Source organism: Actinotignum urematis (assembly GCF_051264595.1).
In the GTDB taxonomy this organism is placed as follows: Bacteria; Actinomycetota; Actinomycetes; order Actinomycetales; family Actinomycetaceae; genus Actinotignum; species Actinotignum timonense_A.
The window spans coordinates 154241-170519 of sequence record NZ_JBOZBG010000003.1; the positions used below are offsets into that span (position 1 = coordinate 154241).

The following is a 16279-nucleotide window of genomic DNA, read 5'->3' on the forward strand; positions in this document are numbered from 1 at the left end:
ACTACAGGCCACCGCCTACGCGGCAGCTAGGCCGCTGAGAGGCTACTTTCCAGCAACTTGCCAGCTACTTCCCGGCAACCGCGGGCCGCTACTTTCCGGCAGCTGCCCCGGCAGTATCACCGACCGCCGGCGCTTCCTCCGCGAGGGGTGCCCCGGTTGCGGCATCCACCGCGCCGGAGCGAGCCTTCGGGGTGGCATCCACACCGGCTTCCTTACGCTGCTGCGCGGTAATTTCCGCGGGAGCATCGGTGAGGGGATCCCAGCCGTTGCCGATCTTCGGGAAGGCGATAACGTCGCGGATCGAGGGCGCCTTGACCAGCAGGGACACAATGCGATCCCAGCCGAAAGCAATCCCGCCGTGCGGGGGCGCACCGAATTTGAAAGCTTCGAGGAGGAAACCGAATTTCTCCTCGGCGGCTTCCTTATCGATACCCATGACCTTGAAGACGCGTTCCTGGATATCGCGGCGATGGATACGTATGGAACCGCCTCCGATCTCGTTGCCGTTGCAGACGATGTCATAAGCGTTCGTCAGCGCACCGGCCGGATCGGTATCGAAAGTATCGAGGTGTTCGGGCTTGGGAGCGGTGAAAGCGTGATGGACGGCGGTCCAGCGCGAACCGAGGGCCACATCGCCTTCCGCGGCGGCCTGGGAAGCCGGCTTGAACATGGGGGCATCCACCACCCACACAAAAGCCCAGGCATCCTCGTCAATAAGGCCGACCCGCTGGCCAATTTCCAAGCGGGCCGCACCCAGCAGTTCGCGGGAGAAGGTCGGCTCACCCGCGGCGAAGAAGATGCAATCCCCGGGCTTCGCGCCGGTGGCTTCGGCCAGGCCAGCACGTTCCGCGTCGGTAATATTCTTGGCCACCGGGCCACCCAGGGTGCCATCCTCCGCGATGGTGACGTAAGCCAGGCCGTGCGCACCGCGCGCCTTCGCCCATTCCTGCCACTTATCGAAAGTGCGCCGCGGCTGGGAAGCCCCACCGGGCATCACCACCGCACCAACATAGGGATTCTGGAAGACCCGGAAGGTGGTGTCCTTGAAGTACTCGGTCAGGTCGATAAGTTCCAGCCCGAAACGCAGGTCCGGTTTATCCGAACCGTACTTTTCCATGGCGTCCTTAAAGGTCATCCGCGGAATCGGGGTGGACAGGTCGTAGCCGATAAGCTTCCAGATTTCGCGCAGCACTTCTTCGGCCACCGCGATAACGTCATCTTGATCAACGAAGCTCATTTCCACGTCCAGCTGGGTGAACTCCGGCTGGCGATCCGCGCGGAAATCCTCATCGCGGTAGCAGCGAGCGATCTGGTAGTAGCGTTCCATCCCGCCCACCATGAGCAGCTGCTTAAAGAGCTGCGGGGACTGCGGCAGGGCGTACCAGGTTCCCGGGTTGAGGCGCGCCGGAACAATAAAATCGCGGGCGCCTTCCGGGGTGGAACGGGTGAGGGTCGGGGTTTCAATCTCCACGAAATCGTGGCCGTCGAGTACCCGCCGGGCCGCCTGATTCACCTTGGCGCGCAACCGCAGGGCCTTCTGTTCGTAGGAGCGGCGCAAATCCAGGTAGCGGTACTTGAGGCGAATATCTTCGGAGACCTTGCCGGCCCCTTCGGCGTGATCGGAGACCTGGAAAGGCAGAGCTTCGGCGGGGCTGAGGACCTCAACGTCCGTGGCCTCCACCTCGATCTCGCCGGTGGCCAGGGCAGCATTCGCATTGCCTTCCGGGCGTTCGCGCACGATCCCGGTCACCTTAATGCAGAATTCGTTACGCAACTCGTGCGCAATTTCTTCACGGACGGTCACCTGGGCGATACCCGAGGCATCACGCAGATCAATGAAGGCGATACCCCCGTGGTCACGGCGGCGATCCACCCACCCGGTCAGCGTCACTTCGCTGTCAATATCACTTGCTCGCAGCGAGCCGGCATAACGAGTACGTAACACGCTTTTGTCACTCTTTCTATCGTGGGAAACGGCTAGACGGGCCGTCCTAAGGTGCTTGCGAGACGAGCAAGCACCGGCTCCATGGTAGAACCCGCGGCACGCTCCGGGCAAAAGTTACGCTCCGGCCGCCCGCCGAACACATCTCATTACGCTCTGCCACCGCACCAGGCGGCCCCACGCGGCCCCACCCGTGGCCCACGGTGGCACACACCACCGCATGTACCCGGCTGCGCCTCTTCCTTTCTGCCCCCTTTCGCTGGTCTAATGGATCTAATGAGCAGGTATCTATCTCCGGAGCGCGAACGCCTTTTCCGTATTTTTTCCGTTGGCTTTATTTCGCTCGTTGCTTTTGAGAGCATGGCGGTCACCACGGCCATGCCTACCGTCGCGCGCGCTTTTGACGGCCAGAACCTTTATGCCCTCGCGCTCGGCGTGGTACTTGCGGCCCAGTTAATGACGACGGCGCTAGCCGGAGAATGGTCCGATTCCAAAGGCCCGCATTCTTGCCTGTACACCGGCGTCGTGCTTCTCACCGTGGGGCTCACGATCTGTACCGTCTCCCCCAGCATGGAAATTTTCGTGGCCGGCCGCGCCATCCAAGGCCTGGGCGGGGGCCTCATTATTGTGCCCTTCTACACCATCGTGGGCAATAGCGTGCAGCCGCGTCGTCGCCCCGGATTCTTCACCGCTTTCGCCGCGGCCTGGGTCCTCCCCTCGCTTTTCGGCCCCCTGCTCGCCGGAATTATTGTTGAGGCAATGTCCTGGCGGTGGATTTTCGGTTTCGTGCCGGCCACCATCCTGCTCATCGGGCCCTTCTTCTTTATTGGGATGAATAAAATCCCGGATATTGATCGCGTCAAGAAGCCGATGAATATTCGCACCATGGTCATTCCGGCCTTCGGGACCGGCGCATTGGTCGCTTGCCTGCAAATTATGAGCGGGGCGACGGAGCATAGTGCGCACACCTTCGCCATTATCGGGGTGTGTGGATTCGCCTTGCTTTTCTGCGCTCGTCCGCTTTTCCCGCGCGGGACTTTCCGCGGGGTGCGCGGGCTGCCCGCAACTATTGCCACCCGCGTTCTCCTCGGTACCTTCACGGCAATTGAGATGTTTTTGCCGCTCCTGCTCCAGGATGTGCACGGGTGGAGCCCGGTGGAAGCCGGTCTTATTTTGTCGGTCGGTTCGATCACCTGGGCGGTGGGATCGTATTTCTCCGGGCGGATCACCAATGCCGCGCTGCGCCTGCGCCTGCCGCTGTGGGGCTCGATTGGCGATGCTATCGGCCTTGGCCTGGTGCTGGCCGGCTCGCATCACGCTCTTCCCGGAAGCCTCGTTATTATCGGGTGGGCTATCGCGGGTATTGGATGCGGCTTCGCGTTCCCGGCGCTGAGCGTGCATGCGCTCGCCTGCACCTCCCAAGAGGGCCAGGGCCGCACTTCTTCCGCGCTCCAGGTGGCCGATTCCATGGGGACTTCGCTGGTAGCCGCAATTATTGGGATTATTTATTCGGTGCTTACCCCGCCGCAAGATATTGCGCTGATGGCCGGCATCGCGGTGTCCATTGCGCTGACCATTGCCGGCGCGGTGGTGGCCAGCCGCATTGTGCCACCGGCGGGCAGCGAGGCCGCGGAAAATCTTGCCGAATCGCAGCGCCTGAGCGGCGTGGGTCCGGGCGGGGAAAAGCTGAGCGGCTCGGATATGCTCAGCGAAGATTCCAGCGCCGGCCCGGGTGCTCACTAGCCCCCGGCAGCAGCGAACTACCCCTTTGCCCTACCGAACAGAGGGCAAGCTCACCGCATATATCCAGCGCCGGGCTTGCACCCCGGAGTAAACTAGTAGCGGCGCGTTTGCGCCCCCTGTGCCTATGTTAGGAATTCATGTCTGAACATCTCGGCGAAAATACGCCGTCTGATTCTTCCTCCACCGCCACCCCGGCGACTTTCGCTGACCTCGGTCTTTCTGAGGAAACGCTCACCGCTATTCATGCTCTCGGTTTTGAACACCCCTCCCCGATCCAGGAGCAGGCCATTCCGCTGTTGCTGAGCGGGCGGGATGTTATCGGTGTTGCCCAAACAGGAACGGGGAAAACTGCCGCTTTCGGTTTGCCGCTTCTGGAACAGGTGGATACTAGCAGCGCCGTCGTTCAAGCTCTGGTGCTCGCACCCACCCGCGAACTCGCGCTCCAGGGCGCGGACGCCATTGAATCTTTTGCGCGCGGCACGGATACCAAAGTGCTGGCCGTGTACGGCGGTTCGCCCTATCCCCCGCAGCTGCGCGCCCTCGAAAACGGTGTGCATGTGGTGGTGGGCACGCCCGGCCGCATTATGGATCTTATTGATCGCGGTGCGCTCGTGCTCGACCACGTTTCTTATTTCGTTTTGGACGAAGCGGATGAAATGCTGCGCATGGGCTTCGCGGAGGACGTGGAAAAGATCGCCTCCGATCTGCCCGCCGAGCGCGTCTCGGCACTTTTCTCCGCCACCATGCCCCCGGCGATTCGCCGCGTAGCCGACTCTCATCTGAATGATCCGGAGGAGATTACCGTCACCCCGCCGGCCTCCACGGTTGCGAATATTACCCAGGAATTCGCGGTGGTTCCGGCCCGCCGCAAGGTGGGTGCCCTCGCCCGGGTTCTCGCGGTTTCTGAGGCCGACGCCGCCCTTGTATTCGTGCGCACTCGCGCCACCGCGGAGGATTTGGCGATTGAGCTGGGTACCCGCGGGGTGGCCACCGCGGCGCTTTCGGGCGACGTCGCCCAAAAGGATCGCGAACGCCTGGTCTCGCGCCTGCGCGACGGCACCCTGGATGTTCTGATTGCCACCGACGTGGCCGCGCGCGGCCTGGACGTGGAACGCATTGGGCTGGTCGTCAATTTTGATGTGCCGCGCGAAGCCGATACTTACGTGCACCGCATCGGCCGCACCGGCCGCGCCGGGCGCGAGGGCCGCTCGCTCACCTTCGTGACACCGAAGGAACTGCCGCGCCTGCGCCGCATCGCGAAAACCACCAAATCGAAGATGGAAGAAATCGATCTTCCCACCCCGGCCGAAGTCTCGAAGCTGCGCGCCGCCAAACTCATGGAGCAGGCCCGCACCCGTTTCGACGCCGGGCGCCTCGGGGTCTACCGCGAGGTCCTCGAGCAATTCCTGGCCGCCCAGCAGGAGGCGCAGCAGAATAAGAACGACGACGCCGCAGCCTCCACCGCTATCCTCCCGCTTGACGAGGGCGTTGCTGAGGCAGCAAGCTCGGTTCCGGCTGACTCGGAAGGCGCCGTCGTTACCGATACTGTAGAAGGCTTCGAGAACGAAACCGGTACCGGAAACAATACCGATGTCAAGACAGAAACCGGTGCGGAAAACGAGGCTGCGACCGAAGCTCCCGCACCGATGAGCCTCGAGGATATTATCGTGGCGCTGCTGGCCTTGGGGGTGCGCGATCCCGGGCCTTCCGCGGATGAAGAGGAAAGCTTCACCGGGGAGGACAGCCGCGATTCCTTCAAGAAGAAGCGCCGCGAAGCTCGCGAATTCAAGGGCGGGAAGCGTTACCGCATCGAGGTCGGGCACAAGGACCGGGTACGGCCGGGCGCGATTGTTGGCGCGCTCACCCACGAAGGCGGGCTGCGCGGCTCAGACCTGGGCCATATCGATATTTACCCCACCTTCTCCCTGGTGGAAATTGGGGTGCCGCTTTCTCCGGAAGCCCGCCGGCGTATTTCCGAGGCCCAGGTTTCCGGGCGTGCCCTGCGGATTTCTGAAGACAGTGGCGCTCCCGCCGCGCGCCGCGGCGGCCACAGCCGTTCGGATCGCGCGGGGCGTTCGGATCGGGGCGCACGCGGAGACCGGCGCGGGCGTGGCCGCGGTTCTTTCAACCGTGGCGATGAGGGCGATTACGGTTCGGATTACCGCTCTGAGCGGCGCTCGGATCGGCGCCATGATCGGCATGACCGCGGAGAGCGCCGCGGCGGGCGCGGGTGGCGGCGTTCATAGTTTAGGCTTCCCGGTGTTCACGCGCTGGTAACCATCTCCCGGTAGGGTGCGCGTGGGTGGATAATCTTTCATCCATCACCGCTCTTCCGAGGAGAATTCCATGCGTAAACTTGTTGCCGGTCTTGCAGCTATCTGCACCGCATTCACTCTGACGGCCTGCTCGAACGGTTCCGGAAAGGATGCCGCCCCCTCGCGTGATGAGGTTGTGGCCGGGCTTAACAAGGGATTCAATTCCGCTATTGAGGAGGCGGGTAACAAGCTCCCAGCCGGACTTCACGAATCCATTGTTACCGGATTCGTTGAGTGCATGGCCGATGGTGCTATCGAACAAGGTGTCTCCGTAGAAGGCCTCAAGATTATTGCCAACGGTGACGTAAAGAAATTCGATGAAGTCTCTAAAGAAGACAACGATATCCTCCAAAAGGTAACGGAGAATTGCGCCACGAAGCTCGTCGGGCAGCCCCAGGGGTAATACTCATCGGGAAGAGCCACCGGGTCGTACCCTGCCCAACGGGGAGACGGCCCAGCTCGTGACGCATCTTCACTCAAACGCCCGCGAAGTTACGCGACACCCGTGGGATTGCGTGACAACCCCAGGGGCTGCGCAACTCCCGCGGGGCTAGGCAAGGCGGTGGATCTCACGCGGGCATCCCCCGGGCGAAAGCCGCGCAACTGATAGTATCTACTTGTTTTATTCCGCCTGGAAATGAGTGAAGATGCGTAAACTTTTAGGTGCAGCAGCTGTGGCATGTCTCGCGGTGAGCCTGGCTGCCTGCTCGGGTAATAGCGATAAGTCGGAATCGGCTTCGCCAGCTTCGGAAACTTCGGTCGCTTCGGCGCCGGCGGCTCCCTCGGCAGCGGATGCGAGCCCCGCTCAGCCTTCCGCGCCGATCACCGATAAGGGCCCGGCAGCTATTGCAACGGACGGCCCGGCCCCTACCCGCGATGAGGTGAGCGCCGGCATGCTTGCCGCTACGTCCGAGCTGCTCAAGAACACCCAGGATATCCCGGAAGCTCAAAAGGCGCTGCTCCCCAAGCTCGTGGAGTGCACGGTCGATGAAGGGCTCAGCCGTGGCCTATCCGAGCAGGGCCAGCGTAATATCGCCGCGCAGATCCTTTTGCTCTCGCAGGAAGACCAGGCGATTATGGGCGAAGCAGCCAAAGTCTGCGGGGAAAAGTTCGGGGCTAATACCCAGTAATCATTGGGCCGGCTGCCGGCAGAGGATGCGAGTCTCGATACATAATTAATTGCTGATCGTGTTCCTGGCGCGCACTTTGTACGCCGCGGATAGTCTGTGTTGCAGATAAGCCTGTACCGCAGATAAAAAGCAGATGAGTAAGGGCGGGAGTCTCCATACAGGAGGCTCCCGCCCTTAGTCCGCTGTGCTTATGCACGCTGCTTACGCACTCTGGGTTTTAGGCATCCCATCCGGTGAGCCGCAGGCGGCGCGCCCGCCCGGAGACCCCGCGCGCGGAGAGTTCGCGGAGCTTCTCCAGGGAGTCGGTTCCGGCCCGCACCTGGGTGCCGGAGAGTCCATCGAGCTCACCGGCCGCGAAAGCCTGGGCGATAGCCACAGATTCGCCGAGCGGTACCCATTCGGTGCGGTCCCGATAGCGTTTCATAGACGCCGTCATATCGGTTTTCACCGCGCCAGGATTGAGAGAAAGCACCCGCAAACCGCGCTGGTAACCGGCCAAATGCAAAGATGCTGCCAGGCGCAATAGCGCTGTTTTTGAGGTGTAATAGGATACCGCGTCCGCGGAATCGTGGGATGCCGCGGTGGCGGACAGATCTAGGATTCTCCCGCCGCCGCGCTCGAGCATAATAGGCACCAAAGTTTGGGCCAGCTGGAACGGGGCTTCCACGTTAATCGCGATGGTTCGCTGGAAATCCTCCAGGCTGGTATCCCAGGGAAGTTCTTCTTCCCCGTACACCCCGGCAGAGTTAAGCACCATATCGGGGGCGCCTTCCTCGAGGAGGATACGCAGCATCTCGCGGATCGAGGATTCTTTGGCCAGGTCACACCCGAGGGTAATAACCTGGGCACCCCGGATCTCACATTCGGTGGCGGTGCCATCCAAATTGGATAGCTTGGTCGCCAGCAAAATGAGGGTGCGTCCGGGCGCCGCTAAGCCGATAGCGAGCTCCTTACCCACGCCCCGGGAAGCCCCGGTAATGAGAATCCTGCGGGCCGGTGCGAGTCCTTCCGATTCCTGCGGTGCGCTAACTTGCTGCGCGGTCCCTTGCTGCGCGGTAACCTGCTGCCCGGTCACCTGTTCACCGGCATCCACGCGCTCCACCTCCTGCTGTGCCATTAGGCCCTCAGCTCCGCACCGAATTCCTTGCGCATCCGGCGTGCCACCCGGTGGCGCACCTGGGCAGTTTCCTCAGCGGTCAGGGTGTGATCGGTGCGGAAGCGCAGCGCGAATGCCAGCGACTTCTTCCCTTCCGGAACGGGATCACCCGTGAATACATCGAAAAGCTCAATGTCTTCGAGGGCCTCCCCCGCGGCCGCCACGATGGCGGCCCGCACATCACCGGCAATCACATCGGCATCAACAATAAAGGCAAGATCTTCCTTAGCAACCGGGCTCGTCCACACCGGCTTGACCGCGGCGGGTTCCACGGTTTCCGGAAGCGCGGCGTCGGTATTCACTTCGAAAGCAACCGAGCGCGCCGGAATATCCAAGGCCTTGCACACCGCCGGCGCGAGTTCCCCGGCGTAGCCAACAACGCGGTCTCCGCTGAGGATGGCCGCGCAGCGCCCCGGGTGCCAGGGTGCCTGGTCCGCAGCCCGCACCGAAACCTCGGCGAGCATCCCGGCTGCGCGCCGCCCGGCTTCTACCGCATCCCGCCAATCCCAGGTTTCCACCGGGTAACCGGCCCGAGCTGCGGTGCGCGGCCCGCAGGCCACCCCGGCCACGTGGTGGGGCTGAGCAGGAATCGCTGCGTGCAGGGCGGCAATCTCTTCCTCCGAGGGCCGCTGACCCGCCGCCGGAATCGGGGCCGGGCTGATACCGGCCGGCCGGCTCACCGTGCCCATCTCAAAGACCGCCACCGCCGGATTACCGCGCTTGACGTTGAGCGAGGCCACCGGAATGAGGGTATCGAGCAGGGAGGTGCGCAGTAGATTGGCCTCATCCTGCAGCGGATTGGCCAGCGCGATAGCGGTGCGCCGCTCATCATCGGCGGCGTAGCCGAGCTCATCGAAACGCGCGGCCGGAATGAAAGGATAGGTCAGCACCTGCACCCACCCGGTTTCCGCCAGAGTGCGCGCAATATCGCGGCGCTGACGCTGCGCGGGGCTCAGCCCCCTCCCGGCCGGAGCTGCCGGAACGGCGGTGGGAATCGCATCATAGCCTTCCAGGCGCGCGATTTCCTCCACCAGATGAGCCGAGCCCACCAGATCCGGGCGCCAGGTGGGAGGCTGCACGCTCCACACCGCACCGCCGCGTTCCACCGTGCAGCCAATATCCGTGAGGATATCCGCGATACGATCCTCGCTCAACTGCAAAGAGGTCAGGCGTTCCACATCCGCAACCGGGAAAGCGAGCGCGGGCAACTGGTGTACCTGGCCGTACACAAAGACCTCATCGGTTGCTTCTCCCCCGCCGTATTCCACCAAAAGGTCGACGACGCGCTGCGCGGCCACCGCCGCCACCGCGGGATCCACCCCGCGTTCGAAACGCTTGGAGGCTTCGGTGGGGAGCTTATGGCGCCGGGCGCTGCGCGCCACCGATACCGCATCAAAATGCGCTGCTTCCACCAGCACACTGCTGGTTTCCGCGGTGATCTCTGTATCGGCTCCGCCCATCACGCCGGCCAGGCCGAGCACGCGCTCTCCCCCGTTATCCGTAATAAGTAGATCTTCCGGATCGAGGCTGCGTTCCACATCATCGAGGGTGGTGAGTTTTTCGCCGGCTTGGGCCCGGCGCACCACCAGCCCGCCGCCGCGGATCTTGTCCAGATCGTAGGCGTGCAGGGGTTGGCCCAGGTCCAGCATCACGTAATTGGTGGCGTCTACCGCCAGGGAGATGGAGCGCTGGCCGGCTTGCTGGAGACGGCGTGCCATCCAGGCCGGGGAGGGCGCTGCCGGGTCTACCCCGCGCACCACCCGGGTGACGAACAGATCGCATCCGGGCTGGCCGTGAATCGGGGCGTTATCTTCCACGCGCACCGGGAACCCGGTGGGAGTTGCTTCCGGGAGCGGAGCGTCCGCCAGGCCCGGGTCGGTGAAGCGAGCCCCGGTGGAGTGGTGGTATTCGCGGGCTACCCCGCGCATGGAGAAGCAGTACCCGCGATCCGGGGTCACGTTAATTTCCAGGGTCTCCCCCGGTAGGCCCAGGAATTGCCGGGCGTCACTTCCGAGTTCTACACTGGCCGCGGCTGCGTCGTCGAGAACAATAATGCCCGCGCTTTCATCTGACAGCCCGAGTTCACGTTCCGAACACATCATGCCGTCGGAAATATGGCCGTAAGTTTTGCGGGCCGCGATCTCAAAACCGCCCGGCAGCACGGCGCCGGGGAGGGACACCACCACGGTATCGCCCTCCTCGAAATTATGGGCACCGCAAATAATGCCGCGCGAAGGCAGCTCGGAAGGTTCCCGCCCGGTTCCGGGTTCGTCATTGTACTGCCCTACGTCCACGCGGCAGTAGTTAATGATCTTGCCGTTGCTTTGTTTCTTCGGTTCGCGGCTGAGGACCCGGCCGAAGACCAGCGGGCCGGTGACCGCGCCGGGGTGGATTGTTTCTTCTTCCAGGCCGACTTTTACCAGCGCGGCCGCCAGCTGCGCGGGGCTGAGATCCTCGGGCAGCTCCACGTGCGAGCCCAGCCATTCCTGCGGAATCAGTGGCATTAGTTTCCCCTCCCGGTGGTTCCGAATTGCATGGAGAAGCGCACATCGCCTTCCACCATGTCACGCATATCAGCGATGGAATTACGCAGCATCAGGGTGCGCTCCAGGCCCATTCCGAAGGCGAAGCCGGTATAAACATCCGGGTCAATGCCGTTATTACGCAGCACTTCCGGATTGACCATCCCGCAGCCGCCCCATTCGATCCAGCCCGGACCGCCCTTCTTCTGCGGGAACCACAGGTCCATTTCGGCACTCGGTTCGGTGAAGGGGAAGAAGGAGGGGCGCAGCCGCGCCTTCGCTTCCGGCCCGAACATATGGCGGGCGAAGTGATCCAGGGTGCCCTTGAGGTGGGCCATGGTCAGGCCCTTATCCACTGCCAGACCTTCCACCTGGTGGAAAACCGGGGTGTGGGTGGCATCCAGCGCATCGGTGCGGAATACCTTGCCCGGGCAGGCGATGTAGAGCGGGGCGCCGCGGCGCAGCAGCGCGTGGGATTGCACGGGCGAGGTGTGGGTGCGCAGCACCAGGTTGCGTTCCTCGGTAACCTCACCATCGGGGCCGACGACGCCCGATACGTAGAAGGTATCTTGCATCTGGCGTGCCGGGTGGTCAGGCCCGAAATTCAGGGAGTCGAAGTTGAACCACTCGTGCTCCACTTCGGGGCCTTCGGCGATCTCCCAACCCATGGCAATAAAGAAGTCAGCAATGTCCTCACTGAGAACCGTGAGCGGGTGGCGTGCCCCGCGCGGAAAGCGGTTGGTCGGCACGGTAACATCCACCGTTTCGGTGGCCAGGGCCGCGGCCGCTTCCGCTTCCTCAATACGAGCGGTGGCGCTGGCGAGGGCCGCCTGGATTTCCTTGCGGGCCGCGCCCAGAAGTTTGCCGGCGATGGGCTTTTCTTCTTTGGCGAGGTTCCGGATCTGCATATTCGCGTGAGTGATCGGAGCATTATCACCGCTGTGCGCCAACCGCGCGGCTTTCAACTCCTCGAGGGTGGTGGCCGCCGCAAAAGCGCTACATGCCTGCGCGACGGCCGCCTGCACTCCCGCTTCGTCCAGGGGACTGAGCTGTGAGGACATAGCTGCCTTTCTTGTTGTTAACCATGTCAATTCTAGTCAAACTCGCCGAAAGTGCGTAACAGCGGGGCCGAGATGGACTCGGCCCCGCTGTGAGGTTACTGGTAGCGCTCTTGCGCCGCGGTACGCGGCGCCGGCGTCGTTCCTAGAATTTAGCGCTGGCTGAGGGGAACCTCAGGCCAGAGCTTGTCCCAGGAATGCCCGGTGAGGTCTTCGGCAACCTTGCGAGCTTCGGGAGTGGCATCTTCCTTCGCCCCGCCCGCTTCCAGGCGGTGGATCTCATCCATGAGGATGGCGTGGGTGCGCTTATCCAGCTTGACGAAGCGGGACACCAGCAGCGCCACCCCGATGAGGATCGCGGGAAGGATGACCGTCACGAAGGCGATCATATGGGAAGCGCCGGCGGACTGAACCACCTGGCAGGAGCTTTCCAGTGCGCCGGAGGCATCCACCTTGCAGGCACCTTCGTGCAGCGGGGTGTAGCCGGAGGCCGCGAGGTTCGTGCCCTTTTCCAGCGGGTTGACGAAGCCGCCCAGGTCCATGAACCAGCCCACGAGGAAGGTTCCCAGCGCACCGGTGGACTTACGCCCGAAGGTCATAACGGCGGCGTAGATGCCGGCGCGATCTTCGCGGGTCATGATGTAATCAACGTCCGGGATGAAGGGGTACACATTCCACGGGGTGTATTCGAGCAGCGCGCGCCCGCACTGGTAAATGACCGCGGTGGCCAGCAGGTAGATGAAGGCGTTGCTTTCCGGCCCGATGAGGTAGATCGCGCCCACACCCGCCAGCGAGGCGAGGATCAGGGTGAAGGAGAAGGCCCACAGGAAGCGCGGCCCGTGCGAGAGCATGAGGAACATGGCCCAGATCGTCATGGGGATACCCACGATGGACACGGCCTGCAGCCAGAAGCCCTGGGATTCGCTCATTCCCACCGCGTAGACCGCGAAGAAGGTCAGCGCCGAAGCGTACACATCCTTCCCGGTGAAGGAGAAGAGGTAGACCGTCAGGTGCTTGTTGTACGAAGAGTTGCGGAATACCGAGGTGAATTCCTTCGCGGTGTGCTTGAGCATCTGGAAGCCGTTCATCTTCGGCATGGCGTCGAGTTCTTCCACGAATTCCGGGGTGAGCGGGCGCTCCCAGGTGGTGGCGTAGGTGGTGAATACACCGATGGCGAAGAGCACCGCGAAGGCGCCGCCGATTCCCAGGTAGGCCCAGGGGTTGGAGACGTTACCGCGCACCAGCGCCGGGATGAAGAACACCACGAAGGTACCGGTGGCCGAGCAGAACATACGCATCGAGGAGAGCGTGGTGCGTTCCTCGTACTTGCGTGTCATTTCGGTAGGCAGGGTTTCCCACGGAATGAGGATGATCGCGATAATAACCTCGATCAGCAGGTAGATGACGAGGTAGTACCAGAATCCGCCGAAGGGAATCCACAGCAGCGGGAAAATAATGAGCAGCAGGGGCGCGCCGATCATGAGGAAGAAGTGGCGCCGGCCGAAACGCCGCCCCAGCTTCGTGCGGTAGAAACCGTCCGTGAGCGGACCAATAAACACCGAGATAAGGGCGTCAACGATACGAGCAATACCGAGGATCAGACCACCCTGAGTGGCCGTGACCCCGCCGTAGTTCGTGAAGAAGTAGAGCAGCAGACCGGAGATGATGGTATTCCACCCACCACCCATGAGGTCCACCAGCCCGAAACAAATACCGCGACCAATGGTGATCGGCTTGGCGGTGTACACGCGCAGCTTAGAGAGCTTCTCCAGCTCACTGCGCTTATCGGCGTCGAGGGCGCCGCTATTGTGTGTTCCCATTTTTCTTTTGTCTTTCTGTGAAAGGAGGAACGGTTGTGGTTCGCCATCGACTCTTACCGCGCTCACGCTCGGCTTCTGTGCCCGCGCGAGCTGTTACCGCGCTACACTGCCGCGAAGCTATCACTACCGCTCTTTCGCATCAAAAGCTTATAAGTTTCCGCGGCTTTCCAGCAGTTACCTAGCTCCCCGTTCGTATCGTGGACGAGGAACGTGCCGCCGGGGAGATTCTCTGAAAACCGCGGATTCTCGCGGTTTTTAGCACGACGACGGCGCTGACGCGCACCCTCCCTCCGCCACCATGATATTTTTCACATTTAGAAATTCCCGTTTCTAGCTCTCAAATACTCTCCCGAAAACCGCATGTTTTCGCGTAAAGTGAGAGAGCGGGCCGCGGCGTCGTCGCCGTTGGCTACGCACCCGGTCTCCGTGCCCGCGTGCCCCCGGGCGGGGTGGAGTACCTTAAAAGAAGCAAGCCGAGGCGAGGGAAAGCCCCGCGCCCGGCTCGAAAATAGGAGGATTCAATGTCGACGCCCCTCACTCTCAACCCGGACCGGCTTTTCCCGGCAGATCCGACGCAGCGGAAACTGGCGCGCGAAATTTTCGAGGTCACCAAGAAGCATCCCATTATTTCCCCGCACGGCCATGTTCCCCCCGAATGGCTCGCTCTCAATACTCCCTTCAGCGATCCTACGAGCATGCTCCTCACCCCGGATCACTACACCAATCGCCTCCTGCACGCGGTGGGCCGGGTGGATCTGGCCGATCTGGGCGTGCCGGTAGGAAGCCCGCTCTCCCCTGAAAAGTCTCGCGCGGCCTGGCGCCTGTTCTGCAAGAACTGGTGGACCTTGCGCGGTACCGCGGTGCAGGGTTGGTTTGAATCCGAATTCGTGGACGTCTTCGATGTGCATGTGCGCCCCTCCGAAGAAACGGCCGATGAGATCTACGATCACATCAACGCACTGCTCAAGACGGAAGAATTCCTCCCCCGCTCGCTGTACAAGCGTTTCAACCTGGCGATGATGGCCACCACCGATGATCCGGTTTCGGACCTGCGCTACCACAAGCAGCTCCTGGATGATCCCACCTGGGAAGGCTATATTCCGCCTACCTTCCGCCCCGATAAGTACCTCGAACCGGCCACCCCGGACTTCAAGGCCAATGTGGAGGCGCTCGGCCAGGCAGCTGACCAGGATGTGTCCACCTATGAAGGCTACGTGGAAGCCATGCGCAAGCGCCGCCTCTTCTTCAAGGAGATGGGCGCGGTATCCTCCGATCACTCGCATCGCGATCCGGGTACGGCACGCCTGCCCGAAGCGCGGGCGGCCGAACTCTACAAGCTGGCCCTGGCCGGCAAGATTTCGCCGGAAGATGGCGCGGCCCTGCGCCGGCATATGCTCAACGACCAGGCGCGCCTGGCCTGCGAGGACGGTCTGGTTATGACCTTCCATCCGGCCGTGTACCGCAACCATCACCAGGCGGCCTTCGAGCGCCTGGGTGCGGACGTTGGGGGCGATGTGCCCATGGCCGTGGAATTCACGAATAACGTGCAGCCCATGCTCTCCGAATACGGAGACAACCCGAACTTCCAGGTTGTTTTCTTCACCATCGATCAGGATGTCTACCAGCGTGAACTGGCCCCGCTGGCCGGGTACTACCCGAGCGTGTACGTGGGTGCCCCGTGGTGGTTCATCGATGAGCCGGATGCGATCCTGCGCTACCGCGAACAGGTCACCCCCTACGGCACCTTCTACAAGACCTCCGGGATGATCGACGATACCCGCGCCTTCGCCTCCATTCCCGCACGGCACGACGTCGCCCGCCGGATGGACTCGGTTTACCTGGCACGGATGGTGGCCGAACATCGCCTGGAGCTGGATGAAGCCCTCGAGGTGTCCGAAGCCCTCGTGACCACGATTCCGGCTCGGGCCTTCCGGGTGGATACCTCCAAGCTGAGCGGGACCACCGCGAAGTAAGGAAACACGCCCAAGTAACGGGTACTAGTCCGTGGCCGGAGTACCGCTCTGGAACTGGAGTGCGGCTCTGCAACGAACTACCCGGAACTGAGAATTTGGCCGTGCGCGATACGTTCGCGCACGGCCAAGTGTTTAACTACCTTAATATGAAGTGATGGCCACCACTTTGCTATGATCGACTTGTTTCATTAATCAATGGAAAGGAGTCGCCATGGCGAACGAATTTGTGGACAAGATTAAGGAAGGCGCAACCGAGGCTTTTGATCGGGCCAAGGAATTCGGCCAGAAGGCCGCTGATAAGGCGGGCCAGCTGGGCGATGCTGCGAAGGAAAAGTTCGAGGAAGTCAAGGACGAACTGACGGACAAGGACCACGGCGATAAGGCTGAGGAGAAGGCCTCCGAAGCCGGTGACAAGGCGAAGGATGCTGGCGAAAAGGTCAAGGATGCCGCTTCCGATGCTGGTGATGCCGCCAAGGAAAAGTTCGAGGACGTCAAGGACAACCTCTCCGATAACAAGTAAATCCACCATTATCGGTACATCCACCCAGTACTGATATATCCACCTCAGTAGTGATGGGTTACCCGGTAGCGGGTGCCCCGCAGCGGGGGGGGGGGGGGGG

At 62.3% G+C, this 16279-nt stretch carries 11 protein-coding genes; 6 read left to right on the forward strand and 5 right to left on the reverse strand.

All coding sequences use genetic code 11. The features are described from left to right. Positions 1 to 88: 88 nt before the first annotated feature. Positions 89 to 1945, reverse strand: coding sequence for an aspartate--tRNA ligase (aspS, locus tag ACRQDJ_RS03200; RefSeq protein ID WP_087070830.1), 1857 nt, complete (start codon positions 1943 to 1945; stop codon positions 89 to 91). Between the two features lie 273 nt (positions 1946 to 2218). On the opposite strand from aspS, the gene ACRQDJ_RS03205 reads away from it, so the two are divergent. From ACRQDJ_RS03205 to ACRQDJ_RS03220, 4 genes are all read left to right on the forward strand, one after another. Then, positions 2219 to 3685: an MFS transporter gene (locus ACRQDJ_RS03205; RefSeq protein WP_435717778.1), complete on the forward strand. Its 1467-nt coding sequence runs from the start codon at positions 2219 to 2221 to the stop codon at positions 3683 to 3685. A 137-nt stretch (positions 3686 to 3822) separates the two neighbouring features. Continuing rightward, a complete protein-coding gene (locus ACRQDJ_RS03210) occupies positions 3823 to 5931 on the forward strand; it encodes a DEAD/DEAH box helicase (protein ID WP_284903336.1) in 2109 nt (702 codons plus the stop codon). Between the two features lie 100 nt (positions 5932 to 6031). Further along, entirely contained in the window at positions 6032 to 6403 is a 372-nt protein-coding gene (locus ACRQDJ_RS03215; protein WP_435706203.1) for a hypothetical protein, read from the forward strand. Positions 6404 to 6647: 244 nt separating this feature from the next. Continuing rightward, the gene (locus ACRQDJ_RS03220; RefSeq protein ID WP_284903340.1) at positions 6648 to 7130 is read left to right on the forward strand and encodes a hypothetical protein; all 483 of its coding nucleotides are present in this window, start codon (positions 6648 to 6650) and stop codon (positions 7128 to 7130) included. 217 nt (positions 7131 to 7347) lie between these two features. On the opposite strand, the gene ACRQDJ_RS03225 is transcribed toward ACRQDJ_RS03220, so the two are convergent. The 4 genes from ACRQDJ_RS03225 to ACRQDJ_RS03240 all read right to left on the reverse strand — a co-directional run bounded on the left by ACRQDJ_RS03225 (position 7348) and on the right by ACRQDJ_RS03240 (position 13686). After that, on the reverse strand, positions 7348 to 8247 hold the full coding sequence (locus tag ACRQDJ_RS03225) for an SDR family NAD(P)-dependent oxidoreductase (protein WP_284903342.1): 900 nt from the start codon (positions 8245 to 8247) through the stop codon (positions 7348 to 7350). Further along, positions 8247 to 10790 (reverse strand): phenylalanine--tRNA ligase subunit beta, encoded by a 2544-nt coding sequence (gene pheT / locus ACRQDJ_RS03230; protein ID WP_284903343.1) that lies wholly within the window; start codon positions 10788 to 10790, stop codon positions 8247 to 8249. Before pheT ends, ACRQDJ_RS03225 begins: the two co-directional genes overlap by 1 nt. Beyond that, positions 10790 to 11869 carry a phenylalanine--tRNA ligase subunit alpha gene (gene pheS / locus ACRQDJ_RS03235; RefSeq protein WP_101594874.1) on the reverse strand — a complete coding sequence of 360 codons (1080 nt, stop codon included), beginning with the start codon at positions 11867 to 11869 and terminating at the stop codon, positions 10790 to 10792. The genes pheT and pheS overlap by 1 nt, the downstream gene beginning before the upstream one ends. Before the next feature lie 149 nt (positions 11870 to 12018). Next, positions 12019 to 13686: an MFS transporter gene (locus ACRQDJ_RS03240; RefSeq protein WP_284903345.1), complete on the reverse strand. Its 1668-nt coding sequence runs from the start codon at positions 13684 to 13686 to the stop codon at positions 12019 to 12021. Between the two features lie 521 nt (positions 13687 to 14207). On the opposite strand from ACRQDJ_RS03240, the gene uxaC reads away from it, so the two are divergent. Continuing rightward, complete coding sequence (gene uxaC, locus ACRQDJ_RS03245) at positions 14208 to 15659, forward strand: glucuronate isomerase (protein WP_435706204.1); 1452 nt, start codon at positions 14208 to 14210, stop codon at positions 15657 to 15659. 211 nt (positions 15660 to 15870) lie between these two features. Then, complete coding sequence (locus tag ACRQDJ_RS03250) at positions 15871 to 16179, forward strand: hypothetical protein (RefSeq protein ID WP_101594883.1); 309 nt, start codon at positions 15871 to 15873, stop codon at positions 16177 to 16179. Positions 16180 to 16279: the final 100 nt, after the last annotated feature.